Consider the following 23,804-nt stretch of genomic DNA (forward strand, 5'->3'; position numbering starts at 1 on the left):
ATCGGCGTCGAGTAACCGCAATCCGACCTCGACGATCACGTCCTGGGTCAGTCGATCCCGCCGGCGTCGGCTCGTGCGCTGCGGCACCCGCTGCCACGGCGGCGCCGGAATGCCGTCTGATCCGTTCTGCTCCGCGCTCATACGAACACCGTACTACTCACGAACAGTGTTTGACTGACTTCATCACGATGCTAGAACAGTGTTCGATAGCGAACGGTGTTCGTGTAACGAGGAGATGTCATGAACGGCGTACAGAAACCATGGGCAGCCGCGCTCGTCATGATCGCAGCGGTGCTCATGGACATGATCGACATCACGATCGTGAACGTCGCCCTGCCGACCATCGGCATTGATCTCGGCGCGAGTGGATCCGAGCTGCAGTGGGTGATCTCGGCCTACCTGTTGGCCTTCGCCGCAGGGCTCATCACCTTCGGCCGGGTCGGTGACCTGCTCGGCCGCAAACGGGTCTTCGTCGTCGGCGTCGCCGTGTTCGGGTTGACCAGTCTTGCGGCCGGGCTCGCCCAGGACCCGGCCCAGCTGATCGGCGCACGGGTCGTCCAGGGTCTGGCGGCCGCCGCCATGGTCCCCCAGGTCCTGGGAACCTTCCGGGCGATGTTCTCGGGTCCGGAACGGGGCAAGGCCTTCGGCATCTACGGCGCGATTCTCGGCTTCGCCTCGGCGCTCGGCCTGGTCCTGGGCGGCGTGCTCACCGACGCCGACCTGTTCGGATGGAGCTGGCGGCCGATCTTCCTGATCAACGTCCCGATCGCGCTGGTGGCAACGGTCGCCACGATCCGCGTCGTCCCCGAGACTCGGGAACGCTCGGCGGCGCGCCCGGACGTGCTGGGAGCCACGGTGCTGGCGACGAGCCTGGTGGCGATCGCCTACGCACTACTCGAGGGCCGCGAACACTCCTGGCCGGTATGGATCTGGGCGTTGCTGGGCAGCGGGCTGCTCGGGCTCGTCATGCTCGGCGCTGTCGAGTCGCGGCGCCGCCGCACCGACCAGATCGCGCCCCTGCTGATGCCCAGCATGTTGCGCATCCCCGCCTTCTCGGCGGGGTTGGTGGTGATGACGGCGTTCGCCGCCGGCATGCAGGGCTTCTTCATCGCCTTCGCGCTGTGGATCCAGCTGGGCCAGGGGTTCTCGCCACTGGCGGCCGGCTTGGTCACCACCGCCTTCAGCGTCGGCGGCTTCCTGCTCGCGCCGATGGCCGCGTCGGTGGCCCAGCGGTTCGGCCGGACGATCCTCAGCCTCGGCGGGATCATGATGGCCGGCGGTACGGCCTGGGTCGGATCGGCGGCATCGACGATCGGCACCGACGGGCACCACTGGTGGCCCATCGCACCCGGGCTCGTCATCGCCGGCGCCGGCCTGTCCTTGCTGGTGATTCCCCTGGTCAACGTCGTGTTGGCAGCCGTTCCGGCCGACGTGGCCGGTGGTGCCGGCGGGCAGTTCTCCACCGCCCAGCAACTCGGTGGAGCACTCGGCGTCGCCGCCGTCGGCACAGTGTTCTTCTCGGCGCTGGAATCGCGCGGTGACTACACCGACGCCTTCACCGCGGCGATGCCGGTCAGCATCGGCCTGTTCGTGGTCGCGGCGGCCTTGTCCCTGGTCCTGCCGAAGACCGCCGTTTCCGAAGAGGAAGCCATCGCCGTGTGACCGCTGCCGCGTCGACGACCGACGAGCCTGGGGGCGTCCTCAGCCGTGGGCGCGTGCGCGGTGCCGGACGATCATCACCGCGCCGATGATCGTCAGCAGCATCCCGGCGACCAGCCCGACCAGTTCAGCTGATCCCGTGGTGGGAAGCGTCTCGTGGCCGGACTCGTCGGGGGCGCCGGTCTCGGCGTCCGGATCGCTCGACGACGGATCGTCCGGGTCGGTCGTCGGGTCCTCCGGATCGGTCGTCGGGTCTTCCGGGTCGGTCACCGACGGGTCATCGCTCGTCAGGCAGGTCAGCGGAAGGGAGAACCGGGTGATCACCTCCATGACGTGACGGTCGTCGGTGAAGATCGCCACGGACAGCAGGTAGCCGTCCGGGCCGGCGATCGCCCGGTCAGCGTGATCGGCCAGATCGAACCGCCAGGTGCCGTTCGAGCCGGTCGGCGCATGGTTGGACGTGATGACCTCGCCCTCCACGAGCGGTGTCGCGGCCGAGGGGTCACTGCTGAGGGTGTCGCCGGAGACGATGTCGATCTCGGCGGTCCCAGCGCCGATGTCGAACGTCTCGAACGTCAGCACGCAGGTGTCCAGGGGGTGCACCGTCGTGTCGCCGGGGCCGGTGTAGGCGTAGGACGCGAGGTCCTCGCCGTTGACCTCGAATCGCGGCCTGGTCGGAATCCCATCACCGCCACGGTCGACGGTGAACGTCCACGCCGGCGACTCGACCGTCTCGTCCGGAGAGGTGGGTGTGCGGAAGAAGGTCAGCACGACCTTCCAGTACCAGGTGGCATCCGCTGCCGCGGCGAACGACTCGGGCAAGGCGAGGGAGTCGCCGGTGGGGGCGAAGGTGACCGGGGTCGCGCTGAAGTCCGCGCTCGTCGACAGCACCACCTCGGTGCGAGCGACGGTGAAACCGGGATCGATCGAGGTGGCCCAGGTCAGGGTCGGCGTGGCCTCGTTGGTGACGGTTCCGTCGGCGGGTGCGGTCAAGGTGACCGTCGGCTCGTCCGGCGGCGTCACGTGGTCGGTGACGACGACGTCGTCGATGGCGACCACCGCCGTGCTCTCGTCGTCGCAGCTGGCCACCGGCGCTGTCGTCGCGGGCGCGCCGTTGCCGAGCCGATCGATCGCGGTCACGCACAGGTCGTAGGTGCCCGGTGGCAGGGCGCTGAAGTCCTCGATCGAGGTGAACGGCTCCTGGGCGGCGGTGTTGATGTCGGTGTCGTGCCAGTCGTACGGACCACTCGAGGCCCCGTCGCGGACGTAGAAGGCCACCCGCAGCACCCCGGCCCCAGGATCGGAGGCCGTGTAGGTGGCGGTGAAGCCGCCGGCGTACGTGCCGCCGCTGACCGGATTGGCGACGGTCAGGATCGGTGGCGTGCTGTCGTCAGGCACGGGGCCGTTGCTGGCGTTGCGAGTGACGTCGGTCCCGGAGCGGATCTCCCACTCGGTGCTGCCGTCAAAGGTCCGGGCATACGACTCGCCGGGGCCAAGCGGCGGGTAGGTCACGGTGTCGAGGTCACCCGAGGTGCCGCGCAGGGTGATGGTGTCGCCGTCGTCGTCGAGGAAGTCCGGGTCGATCACGTAGGTCACGAAGTCACCGGTCATCGTGCCGCAGCCGCTGGTCTCGTTCCCTGCGGCGTCGACGATCCCGCAGATGGACGCTCCGCTGGTCGGGTCGTAGATCTCCACCCAGGCACTCCCCGTGAGGGGGTTGGCGACGACCTCGTTGATCACCGCGTGGCCGGTGATGATCCCGCCGGAGGCCGGCGTGGCGATCGCGCCCAGCGAAGCCGAGACGGCCAGCACGGCGATCGTCGCCGCGCGCCCCAGGGCGCGCAGCCGAGTCAGGGGGATTCGTCGCATGGGTGTAGCGCTCCTCGCAGCCAAGAACCAGGCAAAAGACCAGGTCACGGTACGGTGACCGGCCCGGGCCGCGTATCCGTGACGACCACCGGGATGTACGGCGCTGGGCTCGCGGAGCCGTTACCGTTCGCCTCGTGGACGTCATGCTCGTCGTGCTCCTGGTGATCATGTCCGTGCCGGCATGGCCTGGATCCACCGTCGCCAGAGCGGCGCGGGGTTCGTCGCCAGGGCGCTGACCCGGGCGACGGCCGCGACGGTCGATTCGGCCTCGGGCCGAGCCGGGACGTCAGTGGCGTTGACCGGGGTCGTACGTGCCGGTGCGGTCGTGCCGGTCAGTGCGGCGACCGGGCGGGCCTACGTGGCCCGAGACCTGCGGTTGCGGCCCTTCGACGGCGCCAGCGCGTCGTCGACCCGCTCGGCGTGTGAAGCAGTCGACTTCCTGCTCGAGGACGACACCGGGGTGGCGTTCGTGCGGGCCGGGCAGGCGATGGTGGTGCTGCCACGCGATGTGCAGGCGCCGACGACCACGCTCGACCAGGCACCGTGGGCCATGGAGCTTTTGCGGCAGACCGGGTATCACACCGGTTCGCCGCAGCAGTGTCGCGTGCCGTCCGGATCGCCATCGTTCCAGGTCAGGGCGGTACGGTCTGCCTACGCCGCGCCACGTCTCGTCCCTAGAATCAGGTCGTGGCACCACCATTGGCTGGCGAGGATGCCTTCGCCGTACTCCAGGATCGCCTGACCCAGGCCGCGGCCGGTCGGGCCCACGTGGTCACGGTGTCCGGACCGCCTGGGATCGGCAAGAGCCATCTGCTGCGCCGGCTGGCGAAAGTCGCCAACGAAACCGCGCTCGTGTTGACCTGCTCACCGCACCCTGCCCAACGCGGCGTGGCCTTCGCCGGGCTGGTGCACCTGCTTCAACGCGCCCGGCCCTGGATGCGGCGACTACCCGAGCCGTACCGGCGCGTGCTGGGGGCGGTACTGCGCGGCGGTGGCATCGGGGCGGACCCGCTCGCTGTCGGGGTGGCCGTACACGCCGTCCTGGCCACTGCCGCCGCGGACCGGCCGGTCCTGATGCTGGTCGACGACCTGCCGTGGCTCGACGATGCGTCGCAGCCGGCTCTCTCGTTCGCCGTGCAGCGCCTGGAAGCCGACAGCGTGCTGACCGTTGGCGCGACCGACCAGGCGGCGTCGCCGCTCGGCGGGGAGAGCATCGTCCTGGCCGGGATGGACGACGACGCTGCTCGGGCGCTGCTGCGGACCACCAGCCCGGATCTCATCACCGCGGTCGCCGAACGGATCATCGCCGACGCCGACGGACTTCCACTGGCACTGGTGGACATGGCTCGTGCCCTGACCCCGGCCCAACGCTCGGGCCGAGCGCCGCTGCCCAGGTTTCTCGACGCCGGGCCCGTCCTGCGCCACGAACAGTTCCACCGCGTCACGGCGTTGCCCCCATCGGCCCAACAAGCGCTGTGCGTCGTCGCACTGGACCGGCTGAGCACCGGCGAACTGCTCGACGCTCTGGGCCGGTTGGGTCTGGACGAGCATGCGCTGACCCCGGCCGAGCGGGCAGGCCTGGTCGCCTGGGACGGCGACCGGGTCGACGTCTCGCATCCGACCCTGCGAGGCGTGGTCGTCGATGCCGTGGGCATCGCTCCACGGCTGCGCGCCCATCAAGTACTGGCTCAAGTGGTCGCCCCGGACCCGTCGCGGGCGGCGCACCATCTTGAGCTGGTGACCGCGGGTGCGGACGAACTGGTGGCGCAGACGTCGATCGCCGCTGCCGAAGCCGCCGAAGCCCGCGGCGCGCTCCCGGTGGCCGGTCAGCACTGGCACGCCGCCGCTCGTCGCCAGCACGGCTCGTCGGCTCGCGCATCGCTGCTGAGAGCAGCTCAGGCGTACTTCCGGGCCGGTACCGGCGAGGCGCTCATGGACGCGCTGTCCGCCCTGGAACACGACCCGTCGTCCGGTCCGGAGGAACGAGCCCACGCCTTGGCGCTGCGGCTGGCCTCCGGCAGTGAGGTGGCCGACCCCCGAGTGCTGCGGGCCCGCCTGGAGGATCTGTCACCTGTCCTTTCGTCGTCGGAGAGCAGTCGCCTGTGGACCCTCTACGGGCTGGTGCTCGGCATGTGTGGTTACCTCGTCGAAGCGGTCGAGGCCGTGGATCGGGCCGCTGCGCTGCACCCGGACCTGGACCCGGCCGCCCGGTTCACGGCCGACGGGCTGCGTCTGCTGGCCGGACGGCCCGGCGCCGGGGAGCTCATCGTGCAGCACGCTCACCAGCTCACGGCCGAAGACACCGTGCTCCAGGCCGACCTACCGGTCTCCCCTGCCGTGACCCATCTGGCCTGGCTCGACGCCGCACCCACCGCGCTGCGCCTGCTGCTGCCGCAACGGCAACGGCTCGAACAGCAGCTTCGTCCCACCGCGCTGGCCCTGTCCTGGGCCCAAGAGGCGGTGGTCCTGGAGATCCTCGGGCGATGGGATGCCGCGGATGCCGCCTTCAGCCGCACGCGTGAGCTGGCCCACACCACGACGCTGCTCGCACTGGCGCCGATGCGGGTGCGTCAGGCCCGTATCTTCGCCGCCCGTGGTCAACGCGAGCGGGTCGAAGCGCTGCTCGCCGACGAGTCGATCACGGCCGCGGCCACCACGCCGATGTATCAGTACCTGGTGCACAGCGCCCGGGGTCTGCTCGAACTCGGCGCCGGAGATCCCGGCCGCGCCCTGGAGCACCTCCAGGCCGCCGAGAAGCAGCGCCAGAGCATGTCGCTGCAGGAATGGGCCTTCGGCGATCACCTGGGCGACCTGTACGAGGCCGCGCACCGCCTCGGCCGGCGAGCCGAAGCACGCGAGATGTTGGAAGAAGCTCGCCGAGACGCCGCCGCGACCGGCCGGGCGAGCACCCTGGCCGTGGTGGCTCGCTGTACAGCACTGGACACCGGCTCGGATGAAGACTTCGAGAAGGCTGTTCAGCACCATCAGGAAGCGCCCCGCGCATTCGAGATGGCGCGCACGTACCTGGCCTGGGGGCAGGCCCGGCGCAGAAACCGTCGCAAGAACGCCGCCCGCGATCCCCTGCACCAGGCACGAGATATCTTCACCCGCCTGCAAGCACAGCCCTGGATCGAGCGGACCGAGCAGGAACTGGCCGCCTGCGGCGAACGGAGGCCGGCCACGACAACGGCGCCACTGGCCCGTCTCACTCCGCGCGAAGTCGACGTCGTCCTCCACGCCGCGCACGACGCCACCAATGCCGAGATCGCCGCTCAGCTCTACCTGTCGCGCCGCACCGTGGAGTACCACCTCGCCAACGCCTATCAGAAGCTCGGCATCGCCTCGCGCCGAGAACTGGCCGCCCTGCTGGCGAACGCAGGACACGATTCCGACCCGCCCGGCACACCCCGGTAGGCCACACGGATACCGATCAGCACCACGACCCCTAGCCTCAGCGCTGTGAGCATTCGTTCCGCACGGGGGTTCCGGCTGCCCCGGATCGCCGCCGCCTGTGTCGGGATCGTCCTCCTGGCCGGGTGCTCCAGCCAGGACCCCGACAGCGACGCTGAGCCACCACCCGAACAGAGCGGCGAGCAGACGCCGGCCAGCGAGCAGAGTCCCGCGAACCAGGACGACCCCGCCGGCGGCGATCACGACACGTCCTCCGGGCCGCCCGACGACGTCCAGATCGGTACCGACCTTCCAGCCGGGTTCCCCGCCGACGACGTGCCCCTGGTCGAGGGGGAGATCGTGAGCGCCGGCGGCACCGAGGCCGAAGGGATCTGGGTCGTGATGGTCCGAACCGCAGAACCCGCGGACGCGGTGGAAGGCCAGGCCATCTCGCTGCTCACCGCAGCCGGCTACGCCGAGTCCGAGGAACTGCCCGGCATGAACGCCTACGTCAACGGCGACCTCAGCGTCACCGTCCGCGCCGGCCAGGCGGAAACAGGCGACGCAACCGTCGTCAACTACACCATCAACCGGCTGACCTGACCTCGGCTGCGCCCGCGTCGAGGTGATCAGACGCAAAGAGCCGTCCCCACCATGGTGGGGACGGCTCTTGACTCGAGTGGAGGTGCCGGGAATCGAACCCGGGTCCTTCGACGCTTCTCCAGGGCTTCTCCGGGCGCAGCCTGCTATGTCTCTACTCGGCTCCGGTGATCACGCAGGCGAGTACACCGTGACGAGCCCAGCCGCGTACATGTCCCTGCCGGTCCCGCGACCGTACCGACAGGTGAGCCTCCTCAATGATGCCGAGCACCGGGTCGGAAGCAACCCCGGGTCGACAGACTTCTAGTCCCTAGCCTCAGGCGGCGAGGGCGAAGTCAGTGCGCTTTTCGTTGGCACTTGTAACGTTGCCGCGAGCGTTTGCGAGATGACGCGACATCCTCGGCCCGCTTCCCCTGGTTCGACGATCGAAGTCGAAACCGCTCACCCCCTCTTGAATTGTCAACACCCGGACCAGCGCTCAGCAAGCCCAAGGCTGACCCAGGATACCTGGTACAACGCCGCATCGGCGAGAGAGATTCCGACCGCATGCCCGCCCACGTCTCCGCGCGGGTGGGCCCGGCGGCTCTCGCCCGTTCAATCATCAGGCGACGAGAAGGCTACTTACGAGTAACATGGAGGTACGCCGACGATGGAGAGGCGCCATGACGGACCTGAAAGACAGCCCCGACCCCCACAACATCGGCGAACGTGAGGCGCGTCAAGTCGCCGAAGCCGCCCGTGAGACCAGGTGGGACAAGCCGTCGTTCGCCAAGGAGCTCTACCTCGGGCGGTTCCGGCTCGATCTGATCCACCCGCACCCGCGCCCCGCGCCCGACGACGCCGCGCGATCCCAGGCCTTCCTCGACCGCCTACGCGCGGTGTGTGAAACCGAACTGGACGGCACCGTCATCGAGCGCGAGGCCCGCATCCCGGACGAGTACGTCAAGGCGCTGGCCCGCATCGGCGTGTTCGGCATGAAGATCCCCGAAGCCTACGGCGGCGCGGGCCTCACCCAGGTCGCCTACAACCGTGCGCTCATGCTGCTCGGCGACGTGCACCCCAGCCTGGGAGCACTGGTTTCCGCGCACCAGTCCATCGGTGTGCCTGAGCCGGTCAAACAGTTCGGCAGCGAAGAACAGAAGCAGCGTTTCCTCCCCCGCTGCGCCGCGGGAGCGATCACCGCCTTCCTGCTCACCGAGCCCGACGTCGGCTCCGACCCGGCGCGGTTGGCCGCTTCGGCGATCCCCGTCGACGACGGCGAGGCGTACGAGATCGACGGCGTCAAGCTCTGGACCACCAACGGCGTCATCGCCGAACTGCTGGTGGTCATGGCCCGCGTGCCCGCGCACGACGGCGGACGCGGCGGCGTCACGGCGTTCGTCGTCGAAGCCGACTCGCCGGGCATCACGGTCGAGAACCGCAACGCGTTCATGGGGTTGCGCGGCATCGAGAACGGGCTGACCCGCTTCGATCGGGTCCGCGTCCCGGCGGCCAACCGCATCGGCCGTGAAGGCGACGGCCTGAAGATCGCGCTGACCACGCTCAACACCGGCCGGCTGTCCATTCCGGCCCTGTGTACCGCGGCGTCGAAATGGAGTTTGAAGATCGCCCGCGAATGGTCCGGGCACCGCGTGCAGTGGGGCCGCCCCGTCGGCCGGCATGCGGCCGTCGCGCACAAGATCTCGTTCATCGCTGCGTCGGCGTTCGCCCAGGAGGCCGTGCTCGACCTGACCGCCCACATGGCCGACCAGGGCCGCCGCGACATCCGCATCGAGGCCGCCCTGGCCAAGCTGTGGTGCAGCGAGACCGCCTGGCAGGTGGCCGACGAACTCGTCCAGATCCGCGGCGGCCGCGGCTACGAGACCGCCGAGTCGCTGCGGGCGCGCGGCGAACGCGCCGTCCCCGCCGAGCAGATCTTGCGTGACCTGCGCATCAACCGCATCTTCGAAGGCTCCACCGAGATCATGCACCTGCTGATCGCCCGCGAGGCGGTCGATGCCCACCTGCAGGCCGCCGGCGACGTCATCGACCCCGACGTCGACCTGCCCGGCAAGGCTCGTGCCGCCGCCAAAGCCACCGGCTTCTACGCCCGCTGGCTGCCACAGCTCGTCGCCGGGAGCGGACATCTGCCAGCGTCGTACGGCGACTTCGGCGAACTCGCCCCGCACGTGCGCTACGTCGAGCGCACGTCGCGCCGGCTGGCCCGCCAGACCTTCTACGGGATGGCCCGCTGGCAGGGCAAGCTGGAGCACAAGCAGGGCTTCTTGGCCAGAGTCGTCGACATCGGCGCCGAGCTGTTCGCCATCTCCGCCTGTTGTGTGCGTGCGCGCATGCTGGTCGACGACGGCGATCCCGACAGCGCCCACGCCGTCCGGCTCGCCGACGTGTTCGCGCGCCAGGCGCGCGTGCGCATCGAGCGGCTGTTCGACGCGCTGTGGCGCAACACCGATGCCGCTGACGAAGCCCTCGCCAAGGGCGTCCTCGATGGCGACTTCACGTGGGTCGAGGCCGGCGTCATCGACATCAGTGAAGGAACCGGGCCCTGGGTGGCCGAACCTGCGCCGTCGGCGAAGACCGAGAACCTCGCGCGGCGCGTGCTTCCGCCGACGACGGCATCGTGACCGCGGGCCTGGGTCGCCGCTGATCGCGCACCGGGATCACCCGGTCCTCAGCGGCGGCGCGCCTGCGCCATCGCGCGCTCGGCCTCGCGCTTGGCTTCTCGCTCGGCGATGGCTTGCCGCTTGTCGTGAGTCTTCTTGCCGCGGGCGAGCGCGATCTCGACCTTGGCGTAGCCATCCTTGAAGTACAGCGACAGCGGCACCAGGGTGACGCCGGTCTCCCGGGTCTTACCGATCAGTCGGCTGATCTCGTCGCGGCGCAACAGGAGCTTGCGCGAGCGCCGGGGCTCGTGGTTGGTCCACGTGCCCGGGTCGTACTCGGGAATGTGGACGTTACGCAGCCACACCTCGCCGTCACGGACTTCGGCGTAGCCGTCGGCCAACGACGCCTTCCCGGCCCGCAGCGACTTGACCTCGGTGCCGGTCAGCACGATCCCGGCTTCGTAGGTGGCGTCGATGTGGTAGTCGTAGCGCGCCTTACGGTTCTGGGCGACCAGGGTCCGCCCGCGTTCTCGTGCCATGCCCCTAGGATTTCATGCCACCTAGGCCACTGACGACTCCGTTTCGTCGGTGATCGTTGGCGCCCAGTGGTGGTCAGGGAAACCAGAACCCGCCAACGATCACCGAACATCAGAGGTAGTTCATCGGATTCGTGAGCGAGCCGCCGACGTAGAGCATGAAATGCAAGTGGCACGCCGTCGAACTGCCGGTGGTGCCGGAGTAGCCGATGGTCTCGCCCTGCGCGACCCACTCCCCCGGGCTAGCGGCGAACCTGGACAGGTGACTGTAGGTCGTCACCATGCCACCGTGGCTGACGGCGACCTGGTTGCCGTAACCAGTGCGGTAGTGCGCCCACTGCACCGTCCCGGCCGCCGCGGCACGAATCGGCGTGCCGCAGTACGCCCTGAAGTCGGTGCCGTCGTGCAGCTTGTACACGCCGGTGACCGGGTGTACCCGCATCCCGTACGGCGACGTGATGTAGGGGTTGGACACCGGGTAGTTCAGCCCGCTGGAGTCGTTGCCGGAGTCGTCGGAGTCCGAATCACTGTCGGAGTCGCTGTCTCCGGAGTCGTCCCTGTCCTTCTCCTTCTCCCGTTCCTTCTCCCGTTCCTTCTCGCGCTCTTGGCGCTCGCGCTCCTCGCGTTCGCGCCGTTCGCGCTCTTCGCGCTCGCGCCGCTCGATCTCGTTGATCTCGGCTTGGATCTTGTCGCGCTCGGCGGCCCATGCTCGTGCCTGGGCGGCGTCCTCGTCTTTGGCCGCCTCGGCCGCGGCGACCGCGTTCTCGCGGGCTGCCACCAAGTTCTCGACGTCGGCCTTGGCCGCAGCCGCGGCTTGCCGGGCAGCCAGCGCTTCGGCCTTGGCGGCCTCGGCTTCGCGCTCTCGACGCTCGGTCTCGGCCAGCCGCGCCGCGGCCTCCTCGCGCAGCACCTCGGCTTCGGCTCGCAGCTCTTCGAGCACCACGCGCTGGTTCGCCAGTTCGGCGCGGTCGTGCTTGAGATCCTGCAGGACGACACTCTCGGCCTGCACGATCGACTGGCTCGCCTGAATGCCCGTGGCCAGCTCCTGCAGATTCTCCGCCTGCATCACCGCGGCGATGCTCGCGAGATCACCGCCGGCGCCGCGCTGGTAGGCCTGAACGGCGACCTGGCTGATCGAGGCGCGCTTGCCATCGATGCGAGCGGTGACGTCGTCGATCTTCGCCTCTTGGATCTCGACCTTCTTCTCGGCCTCGGCGAGGCGGTTCGCCGCGGCCTCGTCAGCCGCGCGGGCTGCAGCCACCTGTCCCCGGACGACTTCGACCTGATGTTCTGCGGCCTGCAGCGCGTCCTGGGCACCGGCCAGCGCGGCTCGCGCCGCCGGCAGCCGGGCCGTCGCGGCTTGATACTCAGCAGTGGCGTCGGCGAGCGCTTGGCTGGACTCCTCCAGCGCCTCACGAGCCTGCCCGAGCCGGGTCTCCACGTCGTCCAACCGATCGCGTGGGTCGGCCCAGGCCTGCCCGAGGCCGGCTCCGAGAACGCCGACAGCGATGACCAGAACGGCCACGCGGCGTACCCACGAGACCTCATTAGTCACAGCTTTCACAGCTGCCCCCTTTGCACCACTCGCCCACGACCGTAACACTGTTCACTCTGGACGCGAAGAGATCCGGGGAAATTCAAAAAATGATCATGTTCAGCAGGCAAATGCCTGTCACAACACCCTTGCAAGGGTGTTGACGCAGCAGAACGCCTCGTGTCGACACGCCAGAACGGCACCTATCGACACAGCTGAAGACGCTCGGATCGCCGGACGAGAACAGCCTCCACCGAGGCAACGCAGCGTCGCGTGTACGGACGCCGAAGAAGTGCCGCAGCCGGCGCCGCCGTGCACACCAGGCACGGCGGCACCGGCCCGCGACCTAGACGCGCAGGTAACGCCGCAAGGTGATGAAGGACGCCACCGCGGAGATCAGCACACCGGTCAGCAATAGCCAGGGCACCGCGGCCCACACGTCGGAACTGTCGACCCACGCCGTGAAGGTCAGATTCGGCGCGATCAGCCGACTGATGATCAATTGCTCCATACCGAACAACGCCAGACATCCCACGATGGATCCGAGAAGTCCGGCTATCGCCGCTTCGAGAATGAAGGGCAATTGAATGTAGAAGTTCGAGGCCCCGACGAGCCGCATGATGCCGGTCTCGCGCCGTCGGCTGTAGGCGGCCAGCCGAATCGTGTTCGCGATCAACAACACCGCGGCGACGACCTGCAGTGCGGCCACGCCGATGGCGCCGATCTGGAATCCACTCAGCGCACGGAACAACGGTCCGAGTAGCTCGCGCTGGTCGGAGACGTCTTGCACACCGGGTAATCCGGCGACGGCGGAAACCACGCCGTCGTACTCCTCCGGATCCTCCAGCGCCACCCGGAACGACTCCTGCAGCTGATCAGGCGTGATGCTCTCGACGATGGAGTCGTCGAACTGCTCTTCGAACCGCTTGTAGGCCTGCTCCTGGTCCTCGTAGAAGACCTCTTGGACCTCGGGGTGCTCTTCGAGGGTCTGCTTGATCGCCTCGCGTTGCGGGTCGGTGACCTGACCGTCGGCGCAGCCGGCCCCGGTGGCGTACTCGTTGCACATGAACACCGAGATCTCGACCTTGTCGTACCAGAAGCCCTTGGTCGTCTCGGATTGTGCTCGCACCAACAGACCGGTGCCGAACAGAGCGATCGAGATCGCCACCGTGATGACGACCGCGATCGTCATGGTCAGGTTACGTCGTAGACCTGTCGTGATCTCCGACAGCACGTACTGGAAGCGCATCGCTCTCTTCCGGGTTGCGTGATGGCCTGAAAGCCGGGTCGTCGTGTACGGCTAGCGGGTGTAGCCGTACACCCCTCGGGACTGGTCGCGGACGAGCTTGCCGTGTTCGAGCTCGATCACGCGTTTACGCATCTGGTCGACGATGGATTGGTCGTGCGTGGCCATGACCACGGTGGTGCCCGTCCGGTTGATGCGGTCGAGCAGCTTCATGATGCCGACGCTCGTAGCTGGGTCGAGGTTCCCGGTGGGCTCGTCGGCCAGCAGGATCAGCGGCCGGTTGACGAACGCCCGGGCGACGGCGACACGCTGCTGCTCGCCGCCGGAGAGCTGGTCGGGCATCCGGTCTTCCTTGCCCTCGAGCCCGACGAGCTCGAGCACGGCCGGGACGTCGCGACTGATCTGCCGCCGCGGCTTGCCGATGACCTGCAGCGCGAACGCGACGTTCTCGAAGACCGTCTTGTTCGGCAGCAACCGGAAGTCCTGGAACACCGTGCCGATGCGTCGCCGCAGGTGCGGGACCTTCCAGTTGGAGAGCCGATGGAGGTCCTTGCCGGCGACCCGGATCCGCCCGGCGGTGGGGCGCTCCTCCTTGAGCGCCAGCCGCAGGAACGTCGACTTGCCGGAGCCGGACGGGCCCACGAGGAACACGAACTCACCCTTCTCGACCTCCATGGAGAAGTTGTCGAGAGCGGGATGAGTCTGTGTGGGGTACTGCTTGCTGACGTTGTCGAATCGGATCACGTTGCCTCGCCACCGGTATGGATGTCAGTCGCGCCCGCAGTTCCTGCCGACCGGACCGAGCACGATTGCGAGTGTACGTCCACGTGCGCAAAGACGTCGGCAAGCGCGCCGTTACGCTTGGTCGCCATTGCCCTGTTCACGCTTGCGCCAGCGGATTCCCGCTTCGAGGAACTCGTCGATCTCGCCGTCGAGGACCGCACTCGGGTTGCCGACCTCGTGCTCGGTCCGCAGGTCTTTGACCATCTGGTACGGGTGCAGCACGTAGGAGCGCATCTGGTCGCCCCAGGACGCCTTGACGTCGCCGGCCATCTCCTTCTTCTGCGCCTGCTCTTCTTCGCGCCGCAACAGCAGCAGCCGGGACTGCAGGACGCGCAACGCAGCCGCGCGGTTCTGGATCTGGGACTTCTCGTTCTGCATCGAGACTACGATGCCTGTGGGCAGGTGGGTGATACGCACGGCGGAGTCGGTCGTGTTGACGCTCTGGCCACCGGGACCGGACGAACGGAACACGTCGATCCGGATGTCGGACTCGGGCACCTCGATGTGGTCGGTCTGCTCGATCAGTGGGATGACCTCCACCGCGGCGAACGACGTCTGGCGCCGGCCCTGGTTGTCGAACGGCGAGATTCGGACCAGCCGGTGCGTACCGGCCTCCACCGACAGCGTTCCGTAGGCGAAGGGCGCCTTGACCTCGAACGTCGCCGACTTGATGCCGGCTTCCTCGGCGTAGGAGGTGTCGAGCACCTCGGTCTTGTAGCCGTGCCGCTCCGCCCAGCGCAGATACATCCGCATCAGCATCTCGGCGAAGTCGGCGGCGTCGACCCCGCCGGCTCCGGCGCGGATCGTCACGACGGCCTCACGCTCGTCGTACTCGCCGGACAACAGCGTACGGATCTCGAGGTCGGCGACGAGCTTGCGCAGATCGTCGATCTCGCGCTCCACTTCGGCCAACGCGTCGGCGTCACCCTCGTCGCGGCCGAGTTCCACCATGACCGGCAGATCGTCCACCCGCCGACGCAGCTCGGTGACCTTGCGCAGTTCGGACTGCGCATGGGACAACTGGCTGGTGACCTGTTGAGCCTTGTCAACGTCGTCCCACAGGTCGGGAGCTGCTGCCTGCTCCTCGAGATCGGCGATGCGCTCAGCGAGCTTGTCCGGCTCGAGCACCTTCTCGATTCCGGTCAAGGTTTCGGAGAGCTCGGCGATCTCGGTGTCTACGTCGCGTGCTGCCACGTCGGTCAAGGGTACGCGTCGAAGCGCCGGTTCCCATACGTTGCCCGTCACCTCCACGTGGAACGACGTGAGCGCCCACGGTGGACGAGCCCTGGGGCGCTCTCGAGATCGCCTCGGGCCGACTCAGCTGATCGTCGTCTTCGGTGCCGGCAGGCCCGCCGAGTCGGCGATGTGGCGCATGCTGGCGATGAACAACGCGTCACGGACGTCCTCGGGCATCCAGTCCAGGTGTCCGTAGGCCTCGAGGCTGACGAAGCCGTGCAGGCTCGCCCAGCAATGCACCATGGCCTGGAACGTCACCGCCGGCAGGTCTGCCTCGTCGCCGAGCTTCATCGGATCCTCGCGCCCGTCGACGAACTGACTCACCGGCCCCGCGTCAAGGTCGAACGTCGGCTCGTCGAGCAGCCCTTGCTCCGCCGCGTCGTAGAACAACGACTTGAGCTGCGCCATCGCTCTGCGCGCGGCCTCGGTGGTGGGCCCTTCCTCGGGTGCTGAGTACCCGGGCACCGGCATGCCGAGGATCAGGGCGAACCGCGTGGGCTCCGAACGGGCCCACCCCCGGTAGGCCTGCGCGACGAGGTGGAACCGTCCGCCGGGATCGTCGCGGGGCACCTGGTCGCGCCTGTCGGCCACGGCGGCACCGAGATCGTCGTAGGCGTCGACGATGAGCGCGGTGAGCAGTTCGTCCCGGTCGGCGAAGTAGCGGTACAGCGCCGGGGCCGTCATGCCCATGATCCGCGCGATGTCGGAGAAGCGGAAGTCGGTCGTCCCGTGCTCGCGCATCAGAGACAACGCGGCCTGCTTGATCTCTCCGACGGTGGCCGCCCGTGCTCGCTCGCGACGGGTGAGCACTCGCTCGGTTGATCCGGGAGCAGACTCCTCGCTCGGTTCTTCCGCCACGTCGTGGCCGCCCTCCCTCGAAGTGACTCAGTTAACTATCTTCACAGACGTTATACCCCTTGACAAGTTAACCCTACTCGTGTTGGTTACGTTGAATAACACTTATGAACCATCATCACGACCAAGGTCGAGGGGGCACCCCGCATGGGCAGCACCACCAGAGCCGGCGAACAGCGACGGTCGGCTCCGCCACGTCCCGGAATCCTCGGGCGCATCGCCGGCGTCGCGTTTCGCAAGCGCGGGACGGTGGTCATCGCGTGGGTCCTGGCCATTGCCGGAGCCGCCGGGCTGTCCAGCGCCTTCGCCGGCGACTTCACCGCTGACTACTCCGTGCCGGGATCGGACTCGAGGCAAGCACAAGACCTGATCGCCGAGCGCTTCCCAGCACAAGCCGGCGACGTCGTGGACGTCGTGGTCCAGGCTGACGAGCCGGTCACCGACGCGCCAGTACGCGCGGAGATCACCACGCTGCTCGACGAGCTGGGCACCATGCCGCACGTGGCCACGGTCGAGGACCCCTTCGCCGCACCGGGCGGCATCTCCCAAGACGGCCGGACGCTGGTCGCCCGTCTCCACCTCGACGTCGAGCTCCCCGACGACATGCCGGTCGCGGACACCGAACGCCTGCTCGCCGCGGCCGAAGCCGCCGAACGCCCGGGCCTGGACATCGCTCTCGGCGGGCAATCGGTAGCCCTGGCCGAGCAGGGCGAGATCGGTTCCGAGGCCATCGGCATCGCAGCCGCGACGGTGATCCTGCTCGTCACGTTCGGCACCGTCGTCGCCGCGGGCCTGCCGTTGCTGGTCGCTGTCGCGGGGCTGGCGCTCAGCGGCACGCTCACCGGACTGATCGCCGCCGTCGTCGACGTCCCGGACTGGTCGACGGCTCTGGCCACGATGATGGGCATCGCGCTCGGCATCGACTACGTCCTGCTGATGGTGACCCGGTTCCGCGAGTGGCGGGCAGCCGGACTGGACAGCCAGGCGGCCACGGTCGCCACGCTCGACACCGCCGGACGCGCGGTGCTGGTGGCCGGCAGCACCGTCATGGTGAGCATGCTCGGCTTGTTCGCGATGGGCCTGTCGTTCATGCAGGGCGCTGCTCTGGTCACGATCGTCGCGGTCTTGGTGGTCGTGGCCGCAGCCATGACACTGTTCCCGGCGCTGCTGGGATACGTCGGCCACTGGGTGGATCGGCTCCGCCTGCCGCTGGGCCGCCAGCGTTCGGCGACGCTCGCACCCGGCGGACACGTCGAACCCTCCCGCGCCTGGTTGCGATGGGGCCGGCTGATCGACCGGCACCGCGTGATCGCCAGCGTCGTCGGCGTGGGTCTGCTGCTCGCGCTGGCCGTGCCCTTCCTGGACGCTCGGTTCGGCTTCCCCGACGCCGGGAACAACACCGCCGACCGCTCGTCCCGGCAGGCCTACGACATGCTCTCCGAGGGCTTCGGCGACGGCGCGAACGGTCCCCTGCTGCTGGTGAGCGAACTGGGCTCGCCATCGGACGTCGATGAGCTGACCGCGCTCAGCCAGACCGTCGCCGCAACCCCCGGCGTCGCCGCCGTCCAACCTCCGGCCGTCAATCCCGCCGGCGACGCCGCCATGGTCACGGTCCTGCCGGACAGCGGCCCGCAAGACGCGGCCACCGAGGACCTGGTGCACACGCTGCGCGACGACGTGCTGGCCATCAGCGACCTGGACGTCCACGTCGGCGGCGTGACGGCTGCCGCGATCGACTCGAACGAGGACACCGCCGAACGGCTTCCGCTGCTCATCGGTGGTGTGGTCACCCTGTCGATGCTGCTGCTCCTGGTCTCCTTCCGCAGCCTGGTCATCCCGATCACCGCCGCGATGATGAACCTGCTGTCGGTCGCCGCCGCCTACGGCGTGGTCGCCCTGGTCTTGGAGGGCGGCTGGGCCGGCCAGCTGATCGGTATCGACACCGAGACGCCGATGCCGGCGTTCATTCCGGTCCTGGTGTTCGCGGTGTTGTTCGGGCTGTCGATGGACTACGAGGTGTTCTTGATCAGCCGGATCCGCGAGTCGTGGATACGTACCGGGGACAACGGCCGGGCGATCGTCGACGGTCTCGCCGGCACCGGGCGGGTCATCACGGCTGCTGCGGCGATCATGGTGGCGGTCTTCGCGGCGTTCATCCCGAGCCCGGAGGTCTTCCTCAAGGTCATCGGGGTGGGCATGGCCGCGGCGATCCTGGTCGACGCCACGATCGTGCGGATGCTGCTCGTCCCGGCGGTGATGCATCTACTGGGACGGGCCAACTGGTGGCTGCCGTCGTGGTTGGACCGCCGGCTGCCGCAGCTGCACGTCGAGGGACGCCCGCAGACGTACCTGCCGCCCGGTGAGCGGGCCGACGGCGATCGCGTTCCGGTCGCGACGTCACCTCCGAACTGAGCGCGTGTCGCTTTCGCCGCGGGCACCACGAGGCATTGTGCTGCGCCACCACCCGTGCATGGGTGGTGACGCAGGCAATTGCCAAGTGAACATGATCATTCCCGACCCCGGGGAGGTCAGGTGGCGTCGGTGCGCTGCAGGCCGCGGACGGCGCGCAGGCCGACCGACAGTCGCGCGAGGTCGAAGCTGTCACTTTCGACGATCTCGAGCAGGATCTGCTGGGCTCGCCCCACCATCACCTCGTCCTGGGCCGCCCAGGTCTCGACCCGGGTCTGGGGGTCGGCGGTCTCGTCGGTGTGCTGGATCACCTGAGCGGTCAGCGCGGCCTGCAGGGCATGCAGGTCGTCGCGCAACGCGGCCCGGGCCATCGTGTGCCAGCGATCATGCCGCGGCAACGACACGATGCGCTCCAGCAACCGGCCCAGCTCGAGGAAGGCGCCCAGGGTGAAGTGCACCCGTGCCACCTCGACCAGGTCGGTGCCGGTGGTCAGCGACGTGTCGACCATGCCGAGCCCGGAATACGCCGGCGGCAGCACAGCCACTCGGGTCGCCAGGCCGTCGGGCACGCCGGCCTGCTGGAGCGATTCCAACCGCTGCGTGAACAGGTCGAACTCGCGCCCGACCAGCACCTCGGGCAGAGCGACCAGCAGCCGCGCGATCGGTTCCTCGAAGAACCCGATCTGCCAGGCGATGTCGATGGGTGGGCGCCGATTGACGCACAGCCAGCGCGTGGCCCGCTCGGTGATCGTCCGGCCGGCCAGGCGCATCTCGGTCTGCACGTCGAAGGCCACGGCGTTGTCCAGATCCCTGACCGCTGCGTACAACTCGGGCATCCGGAACACCACCCCGGCGACGGTGTGCGCTCGCGCGAGGTCCTCGGTGGTGCCACCGGTCTCCATGGCCAACCGGTAGGCGAACGTCGTGCCGGCCTCGTTCACCAGGTTGTTCACCACGACGTTGGAGATGATCTCGCGGCGCAACGGGTGTTCGTCGATCCGGTCGGCGTAGCGTTCACGCAGTGCGCTGGGGAAGTACGCATGCAAGGCGGCCGACAGGTACGGGTCGTCGGGCATGTTCCCGTCCAACAGTTCCTCGTACATGAGGTTCTTGGTGTAGGCGAGAACCACCGCCAACTCCGGTGCGGTCAGCCCGCGGCCGTTGTTCATCCGCTCGGCCATCTGCTTGTTCGTCGGCAGCGCCTCGAGATCGCGGTCGATCTGCCCGGCGGCTTCGAGCTGAGTGAGGTAGGAGCGGTGCACGTGCGCCAGGTTTCCCGCCTGGTGCAGCTCATTGGCCATCGCGACGTTCTGGTTGTAGTTGTTCGCCAGGACCAGTTCGGCAACCTCGTCGGTCATTTCTGCGAGTAGCTCGTTGCGTTGCTTCTCGGTGAGGTCACCGGCGCGGACCACGCTGTCCATCAGGATCTTGATGTTGACTTCGTGGTCGGAGCTGTCGACACCGGCGGAGTTGTCGATGGCGTCGGTGTTGAGGTGTCCGGCGTCGCCGTTGCGCTCGGGTGCGCTCAGCGCGTACTCGATCCGGCCGCGCTGGGTCAGGCCCAGGTTGCCGCCCTCGCCCACCACCAGGCAGCGCAGCTCGTCACCGTTGACCCGGATCGCGTCGTTGGCCTTGTCGCCGACCTCGGCGTTGGTCTCGGTGCTCGCCTTGACGTACGTGCCGATGCCACCGTTCCAGAGCAAGTCGACCGGAGCCCGCAGTACGGCGCGCATCAGTTCCGTCGGCGGCATCGTCTCGACGCCCGCGTCGATGCCGAGAGCCTCCTTCACCTCCGGCGTCAGCGTGATCGACTTGGCCGACCGCGGGTGGACCCCACCGCCGGGGCTGATCAGCTCGGGGTCGTAGTCGGCCCAGGTGGAGCGCGGCAGATCGAACAGCCGGCGACGTTCGGCGTAGGACGTGGCCGCGTCCGGGTCGGGGTCGAGGAAGATGTGGCGATGGTCGAACGCGGCGATCAGCCGGATGTGTTTCGACAGCAGCATGCCGTTGCCGAAGACGTCGCCGGACATGTCGCCGATGCCGACCACGGTGAAGTCTTCGCGCTGGCAGTCCCGGCCGAGCTCGCGGAAGTGCCGCTTGACCGACTCCCACGCGCCGCGGGCGGTGATGCCCATGGCCTTGTGGTCGTAGCCGGCCGACCCACCGGAGGCGAAGGCGTCGCCGAGCCAGAACCCGTAGTCCTTCGCGACCTGGTTGGCGATGTCGGAGAAGGCGGCCGTGCCTTTGTCAGCCGCCACCACGAGGTACGGGTCGTCGCCGTCGTGGCGGACGACGTGCGGCGGCGGAACCACGCTGCGATCCGCTGCGCGGTTGTCGGTGATGTCGAGCATCGCGCGGATGAACGTCTTGTAGCACTCCGTGCCTTCGGCCAGCCATGCCGCGCGGTCGACGGCCGGGTCGGGCAGTCGCTTGCCGACGAAGCCGCCCTTGGCTCCCACCGGGACGATGACGGCGTTCTTGACCGCCTGCGCCTTGACCAGCCCGAGGATCTCGGTGCGGAAATCCTCGCGGCGGTCCGACCAGCGCAGGCCGCCGCGAGCAACAGCGCCGTAGCGCAGGTGCACGCCCTCGACCCGAGGCGAGTAGACCCAGATCTCGTAGGCCGGCCGCGGTTCGGGCAGTTCGGGCAGCGAGCGCGAGTCGAGTTTGAAGCTGGTCGCGTCCTGCGTGCCGTTGGCGCCGAGACGGTAGTAGCTGGTGCGCAAGGTGGCGTTGATCAGGCGCAGGAACGAGCGCAGGATCCGGTCCTGATCGAGGCTGGCCACCTGCTCGAGGGCTTGCTCGATCCGAGTCGAGGTCTTCTCGGCCTCGGCTTCACGAGTGATGCGCCCGGAATCGTCGGAGGTGTAGCGCTGCGGGTCGAAGCGGATCTCGAACAGCTCGACCAGCAGCCGGGCGATGTCGACGTGCGCCGACAGCGATTCCTCCACATAGTTCTGGCTGAACGTCGAACCCGCCTGGCGCAAGTACTTCGCGTAGGCGCGCAGGATCGACGCCTGCCGCCACGACAGCCCCGCCATCGGTACCAGCGCGTTGAATCCGTCGCTTTCGGCCTCGCCGCGCCACACGGCGGCGAACGTGTCCTGGAACAGATCCTTGAGCTGGCCGGATTCGTCGACGTGCAGGCTGGCATAGCGCAAGCCGAAGTCGTAGATGTAGGCCGTGGAATCGCCGTCGGGGCCGCGGCGGACGATCTCGTACGGGCGCTCGTCGACGACTTCCACGCCCATCCTCGACAGGATCGGCAGCACCTGCGTCAGCGAGATCGGCGCGCCGGTGCGGTAGATCTTGAATCGCCGCTCTTCCGGCGGCCCGCCGACGGGCTGGTACAGGTGCATCCCCAGGCCGTCGGTGTCGGGCAGATCCTCCAGACGCTGCACGTCAGCGACCGCCACCCGAGCCGGGAAGTCGGCCTTGTACCCCTCGGGGAAGCTGTCGCGGTACCGGCGCAGCAGCCGCGCCGCGCCTTCCTCGCCGACCCGATCGGCCAGCGCGTCGGACAGTTCGTCGGTCCACGACCGGGTGGCCGCGACCAACTGGCGTTCGAGGCTGGTGACGTCGATGTCGGGCAAGCGCTGGTCGCGGCGCATCCGGATGACGAAGTGCAGCCGGGCCAGCATGGACTCACCGATCTGTGCGGTGAAGTCGATGGAGTCGCCGTCGGTGGCAGCGAGCAGGATGCGCTGGATGCGCTCGCGTACGTCGGTGTTGTACCGGTCGCGCGGCAGGTAGACCAAGAACGACAGGTAGCGGCCATAGTCGTCGCGGCGGACGAACATCCGCAGGTGCCGGCGCTCCTGCAGATGCACCACCGCCAGCGCCGTCGGCAGCAGCTCGTCCACCGGCGTCTGGAACAGCTCGTCGCGGGGGTAGGTCTCGAGCACCTGCAGCAAGTCCTTGCCGGAGTGACTCGTCGGCGCGAACCCGGCGCGATCGATGACCTCCTGGACCTTGCGCCGCAGCACGGGGATGCGCAGCACGCTCTCGGTGTAAGCCGCCGAGGTCAGCAGCCCCAGGAACCGCCGCTCGCCGATCACCTCGCCGCTCTCGTCGAACATCTTGACGCCCACGTAGTCCAAGTACGCCGGGCGATGCACGGTAGCCCTCGAGTTCGCCTTGGTGAGCACGAGAAGGCGCTTCTCCCGGGCCTTGGCCCGCACCTCGGGCGGCAGCTTGCCGAACGAGCCCGACAAGTCTTGATCGGGGCGCAGGATGCCCAGCCCGGTCCCGGTGACCGCACGCAGCACGTCCTCGCCATCGATCTCGTCGAGCAGGTACTCGCGGTATCCGAGGAAGGTGAAGTGGTCGTCGGCGAGCCAGCGCAGCAACTCGCGTGCTTCGTCGGCTTCGGCCTGCGGAACCGGCGGTGTGGGCTGCTCGCCAGAGTCGTCGAGCTCGGCGGCGATGTCCTCGGCACGCTGGCGCATCCGCTGCCAGTCCTCAACGGCTTCGCGGACGTCGCGCAGCACCTGCAGCAGCTGATCCTTGATGGCCCGCTGTTCGCCCGGGTCGTCGGTCCGGTCGATCTCGACATGCATCCACGACTCGACGACGGCGTCGGAGGTCTCGGCCAACCGCGGATCGTTGTCGTTGAAGTCGCAGATCTCGACCAGTTCGCCGGTGATGTCACGGCGAACGACCATCTGCGGGTGGATCACCAGCCGAATCGCGTGGTCGTTCTCGCTGAGGGCCATGGTCACGGAGTCGACCAGGAACGGCATGTCGTCGATGACGATCTCGACGACCGTGTGCCCGGCCGACCACCCGTGCTCGTCGACGGTCGGGGTGAACACGTTCACCACCGCCGTGCCCTGCGGGCGGTGCTGGGCCGCCCGTCGGTGGGACGCCGCGATGCCGTACACGTCGACGACATCGCGGTCGACCAGGTCTTCGGCCGCGACATGGCGGTAGTAGCGCCGGAGGAACGATTCCTCGTCGTCTCGGCGGCCGCGGTCACCGACCACAGCGGCTTTGGCGAGCAGTTCGGCCTTGGCTTCATCGAGCCGGTTGCGCATGGTCTACCACCCCGGGAAACGCTCACCCGCACCTCGTCGTGCGGAACGCCT

General features: G+C 68.5%; 14 protein-coding genes and 1 other RNA gene. 6 read left to right on the forward strand and 9 right to left on the reverse strand.

The genetic code is table 11. The features are described from left to right. Positions 1-240: 240 nt before the first annotated feature. The gene (locus M6444_RS16065; RefSeq protein ID WP_298329550.1) at positions 241-1,662 is read left to right on the forward strand and encodes an MFS transporter; all 1,422 of its coding nucleotides are present in this window, start codon (positions 241-243) and stop codon (positions 1,660-1,662) included. Positions 1,663-1,701: 39 nt separating this feature from the next. Here M6444_RS16065 and M6444_RS16070 read toward each other — a convergent pair whose 3' ends face one another. Next, entirely contained in the window at positions 1,702-3,528 is a 1,827-nt protein-coding gene (locus tag M6444_RS16070) for a hypothetical protein (RefSeq protein WP_298329552.1), read from the reverse strand. A gap of 181 nt (positions 3,529-3,709) precedes the next feature. Here M6444_RS16070 and M6444_RS16075 point away from each other — a divergent pair, with 181 nt between their 5' ends. Genes M6444_RS16075 through M6444_RS16085 form a run of 3 tightly spaced genes read left to right on the forward strand, consistent with a single transcriptional unit; the run spans position 3,710 to position 7,521 of the window. Further along, a complete protein-coding gene (locus tag M6444_RS16075; RefSeq protein WP_298329555.1) occupies positions 3,710-4,270 on the forward strand; it encodes a hypothetical protein in 561 nt (186 codons plus the stop codon). Next, positions 4,216-6,942, forward strand: a complete 2,727-nt coding sequence (locus tag M6444_RS16080; protein ID WP_298329557.1) for an AAA family ATPase — start codon at positions 4,216-4,218, stop codon at positions 6,940-6,942. Before M6444_RS16075 ends, M6444_RS16080 begins: the two co-directional genes overlap by 55 nt. Positions 6,943-6,987: 45 nt before the next feature. After that, entirely contained in the window at positions 6,988-7,521 is a 534-nt protein-coding gene (locus M6444_RS16085) for a hypothetical protein (RefSeq protein WP_298329560.1), read from the forward strand. Positions 7,522-7,595: 74 nt separating this feature from the next. Here M6444_RS16085 and ssrA read toward each other — a convergent pair. Next, positions 7,596-7,967, reverse strand: a transfer-messenger RNA (tmRNA) gene (gene ssrA, locus M6444_RS16090). A gap of 213 nt (positions 7,968-8,180) precedes the next feature. On the opposite strand from ssrA, the gene M6444_RS16095 reads away from it, so the two are divergent. Further along, positions 8,181-10,139, forward strand: a complete 1,959-nt coding sequence (locus tag M6444_RS16095) for an acyl-CoA dehydrogenase family protein (protein WP_298329563.1) — start codon at positions 8,181-8,183, stop codon at positions 10,137-10,139. 47 nt (positions 10,140-10,186) lie between these two features. Here the strand turns inward: M6444_RS16095 and smpB are convergent, their stop codons facing one another. The 6 genes from smpB to M6444_RS16125 all read right to left on the reverse strand — a co-directional run bounded on the left by smpB (position 10,187) and on the right by M6444_RS16125 (position 16,311). Beyond that, positions 10,187-10,657 carry an SsrA-binding protein SmpB gene (smpB, locus tag M6444_RS16100; RefSeq protein ID WP_298329568.1) on the reverse strand — a complete coding sequence of 157 codons (471 nt, stop codon included), beginning with the start codon at positions 10,655-10,657 and terminating at the stop codon, positions 10,187-10,189. A 109-nt stretch (positions 10,658-10,766) separates the two neighbouring features. Next, on the reverse strand, positions 10,767-12,218 hold the full coding sequence (locus M6444_RS16105) for a peptidoglycan DD-metalloendopeptidase family protein (protein WP_298329571.1): 1,452 nt from the start codon (positions 12,216-12,218) through the stop codon (positions 10,767-10,769). 316 nt (positions 12,219-12,534) lie between these two features. Next, positions 12,535-13,437, reverse strand: a complete 903-nt coding sequence (ftsX, locus tag M6444_RS16110; RefSeq protein ID WP_298329573.1) for a permease-like cell division protein FtsX — start codon at positions 13,435-13,437, stop codon at positions 12,535-12,537. A gap of 51 nt (positions 13,438-13,488) precedes the next feature. Further along, complete coding sequence (gene ftsE, locus M6444_RS16115; RefSeq protein WP_298329576.1) at positions 13,489-14,178, reverse strand: cell division ATP-binding protein FtsE; 690 nt, start codon at positions 14,176-14,178, stop codon at positions 13,489-13,491. 111 nt (positions 14,179-14,289) lie between these two features. Further along, positions 14,290-15,411, reverse strand: coding sequence for a peptide chain release factor 2 (gene prfB, locus M6444_RS16120; RefSeq protein ID WP_298329579.1), 1,122 nt, complete (start codon positions 15,409-15,411; stop codon positions 14,290-14,292). A gap of 123 nt (positions 15,412-15,534) precedes the next feature. Continuing rightward, complete coding sequence (locus tag M6444_RS16125; protein ID WP_298329582.1) at positions 15,535-16,311, reverse strand: TetR/AcrR family transcriptional regulator; 777 nt, start codon at positions 16,309-16,311, stop codon at positions 15,535-15,537. Between the two features lie 144 nt (positions 16,312-16,455). Between M6444_RS16125 and M6444_RS16130 the strand changes: the two genes are divergently transcribed. Beyond that, positions 16,456-18,720, forward strand: coding sequence for an MMPL family transporter (locus M6444_RS16130; protein WP_298329586.1), 2,265 nt, complete (start codon positions 16,456-16,458; stop codon positions 18,718-18,720). 116 nt (positions 18,721-18,836) lie between these two features. Here the strand turns inward: M6444_RS16130 and M6444_RS16135 are convergent, their stop codons facing one another. Next, a complete protein-coding gene (locus M6444_RS16135) occupies positions 18,837-23,753 on the reverse strand; it encodes an NAD-glutamate dehydrogenase (RefSeq protein ID WP_298329589.1) in 4,917 nt (1,638 codons plus the stop codon). Positions 23,754-23,804 lie beyond the last annotated feature (51 nt).

The sequence above is a fragment of the Haloactinopolyspora sp. genome, from assembly GCF_027324685.1.
GTDB lineage: Bacteria > Actinomycetota > Actinomycetes > Jiangellales > Jiangellaceae > Haloactinopolyspora.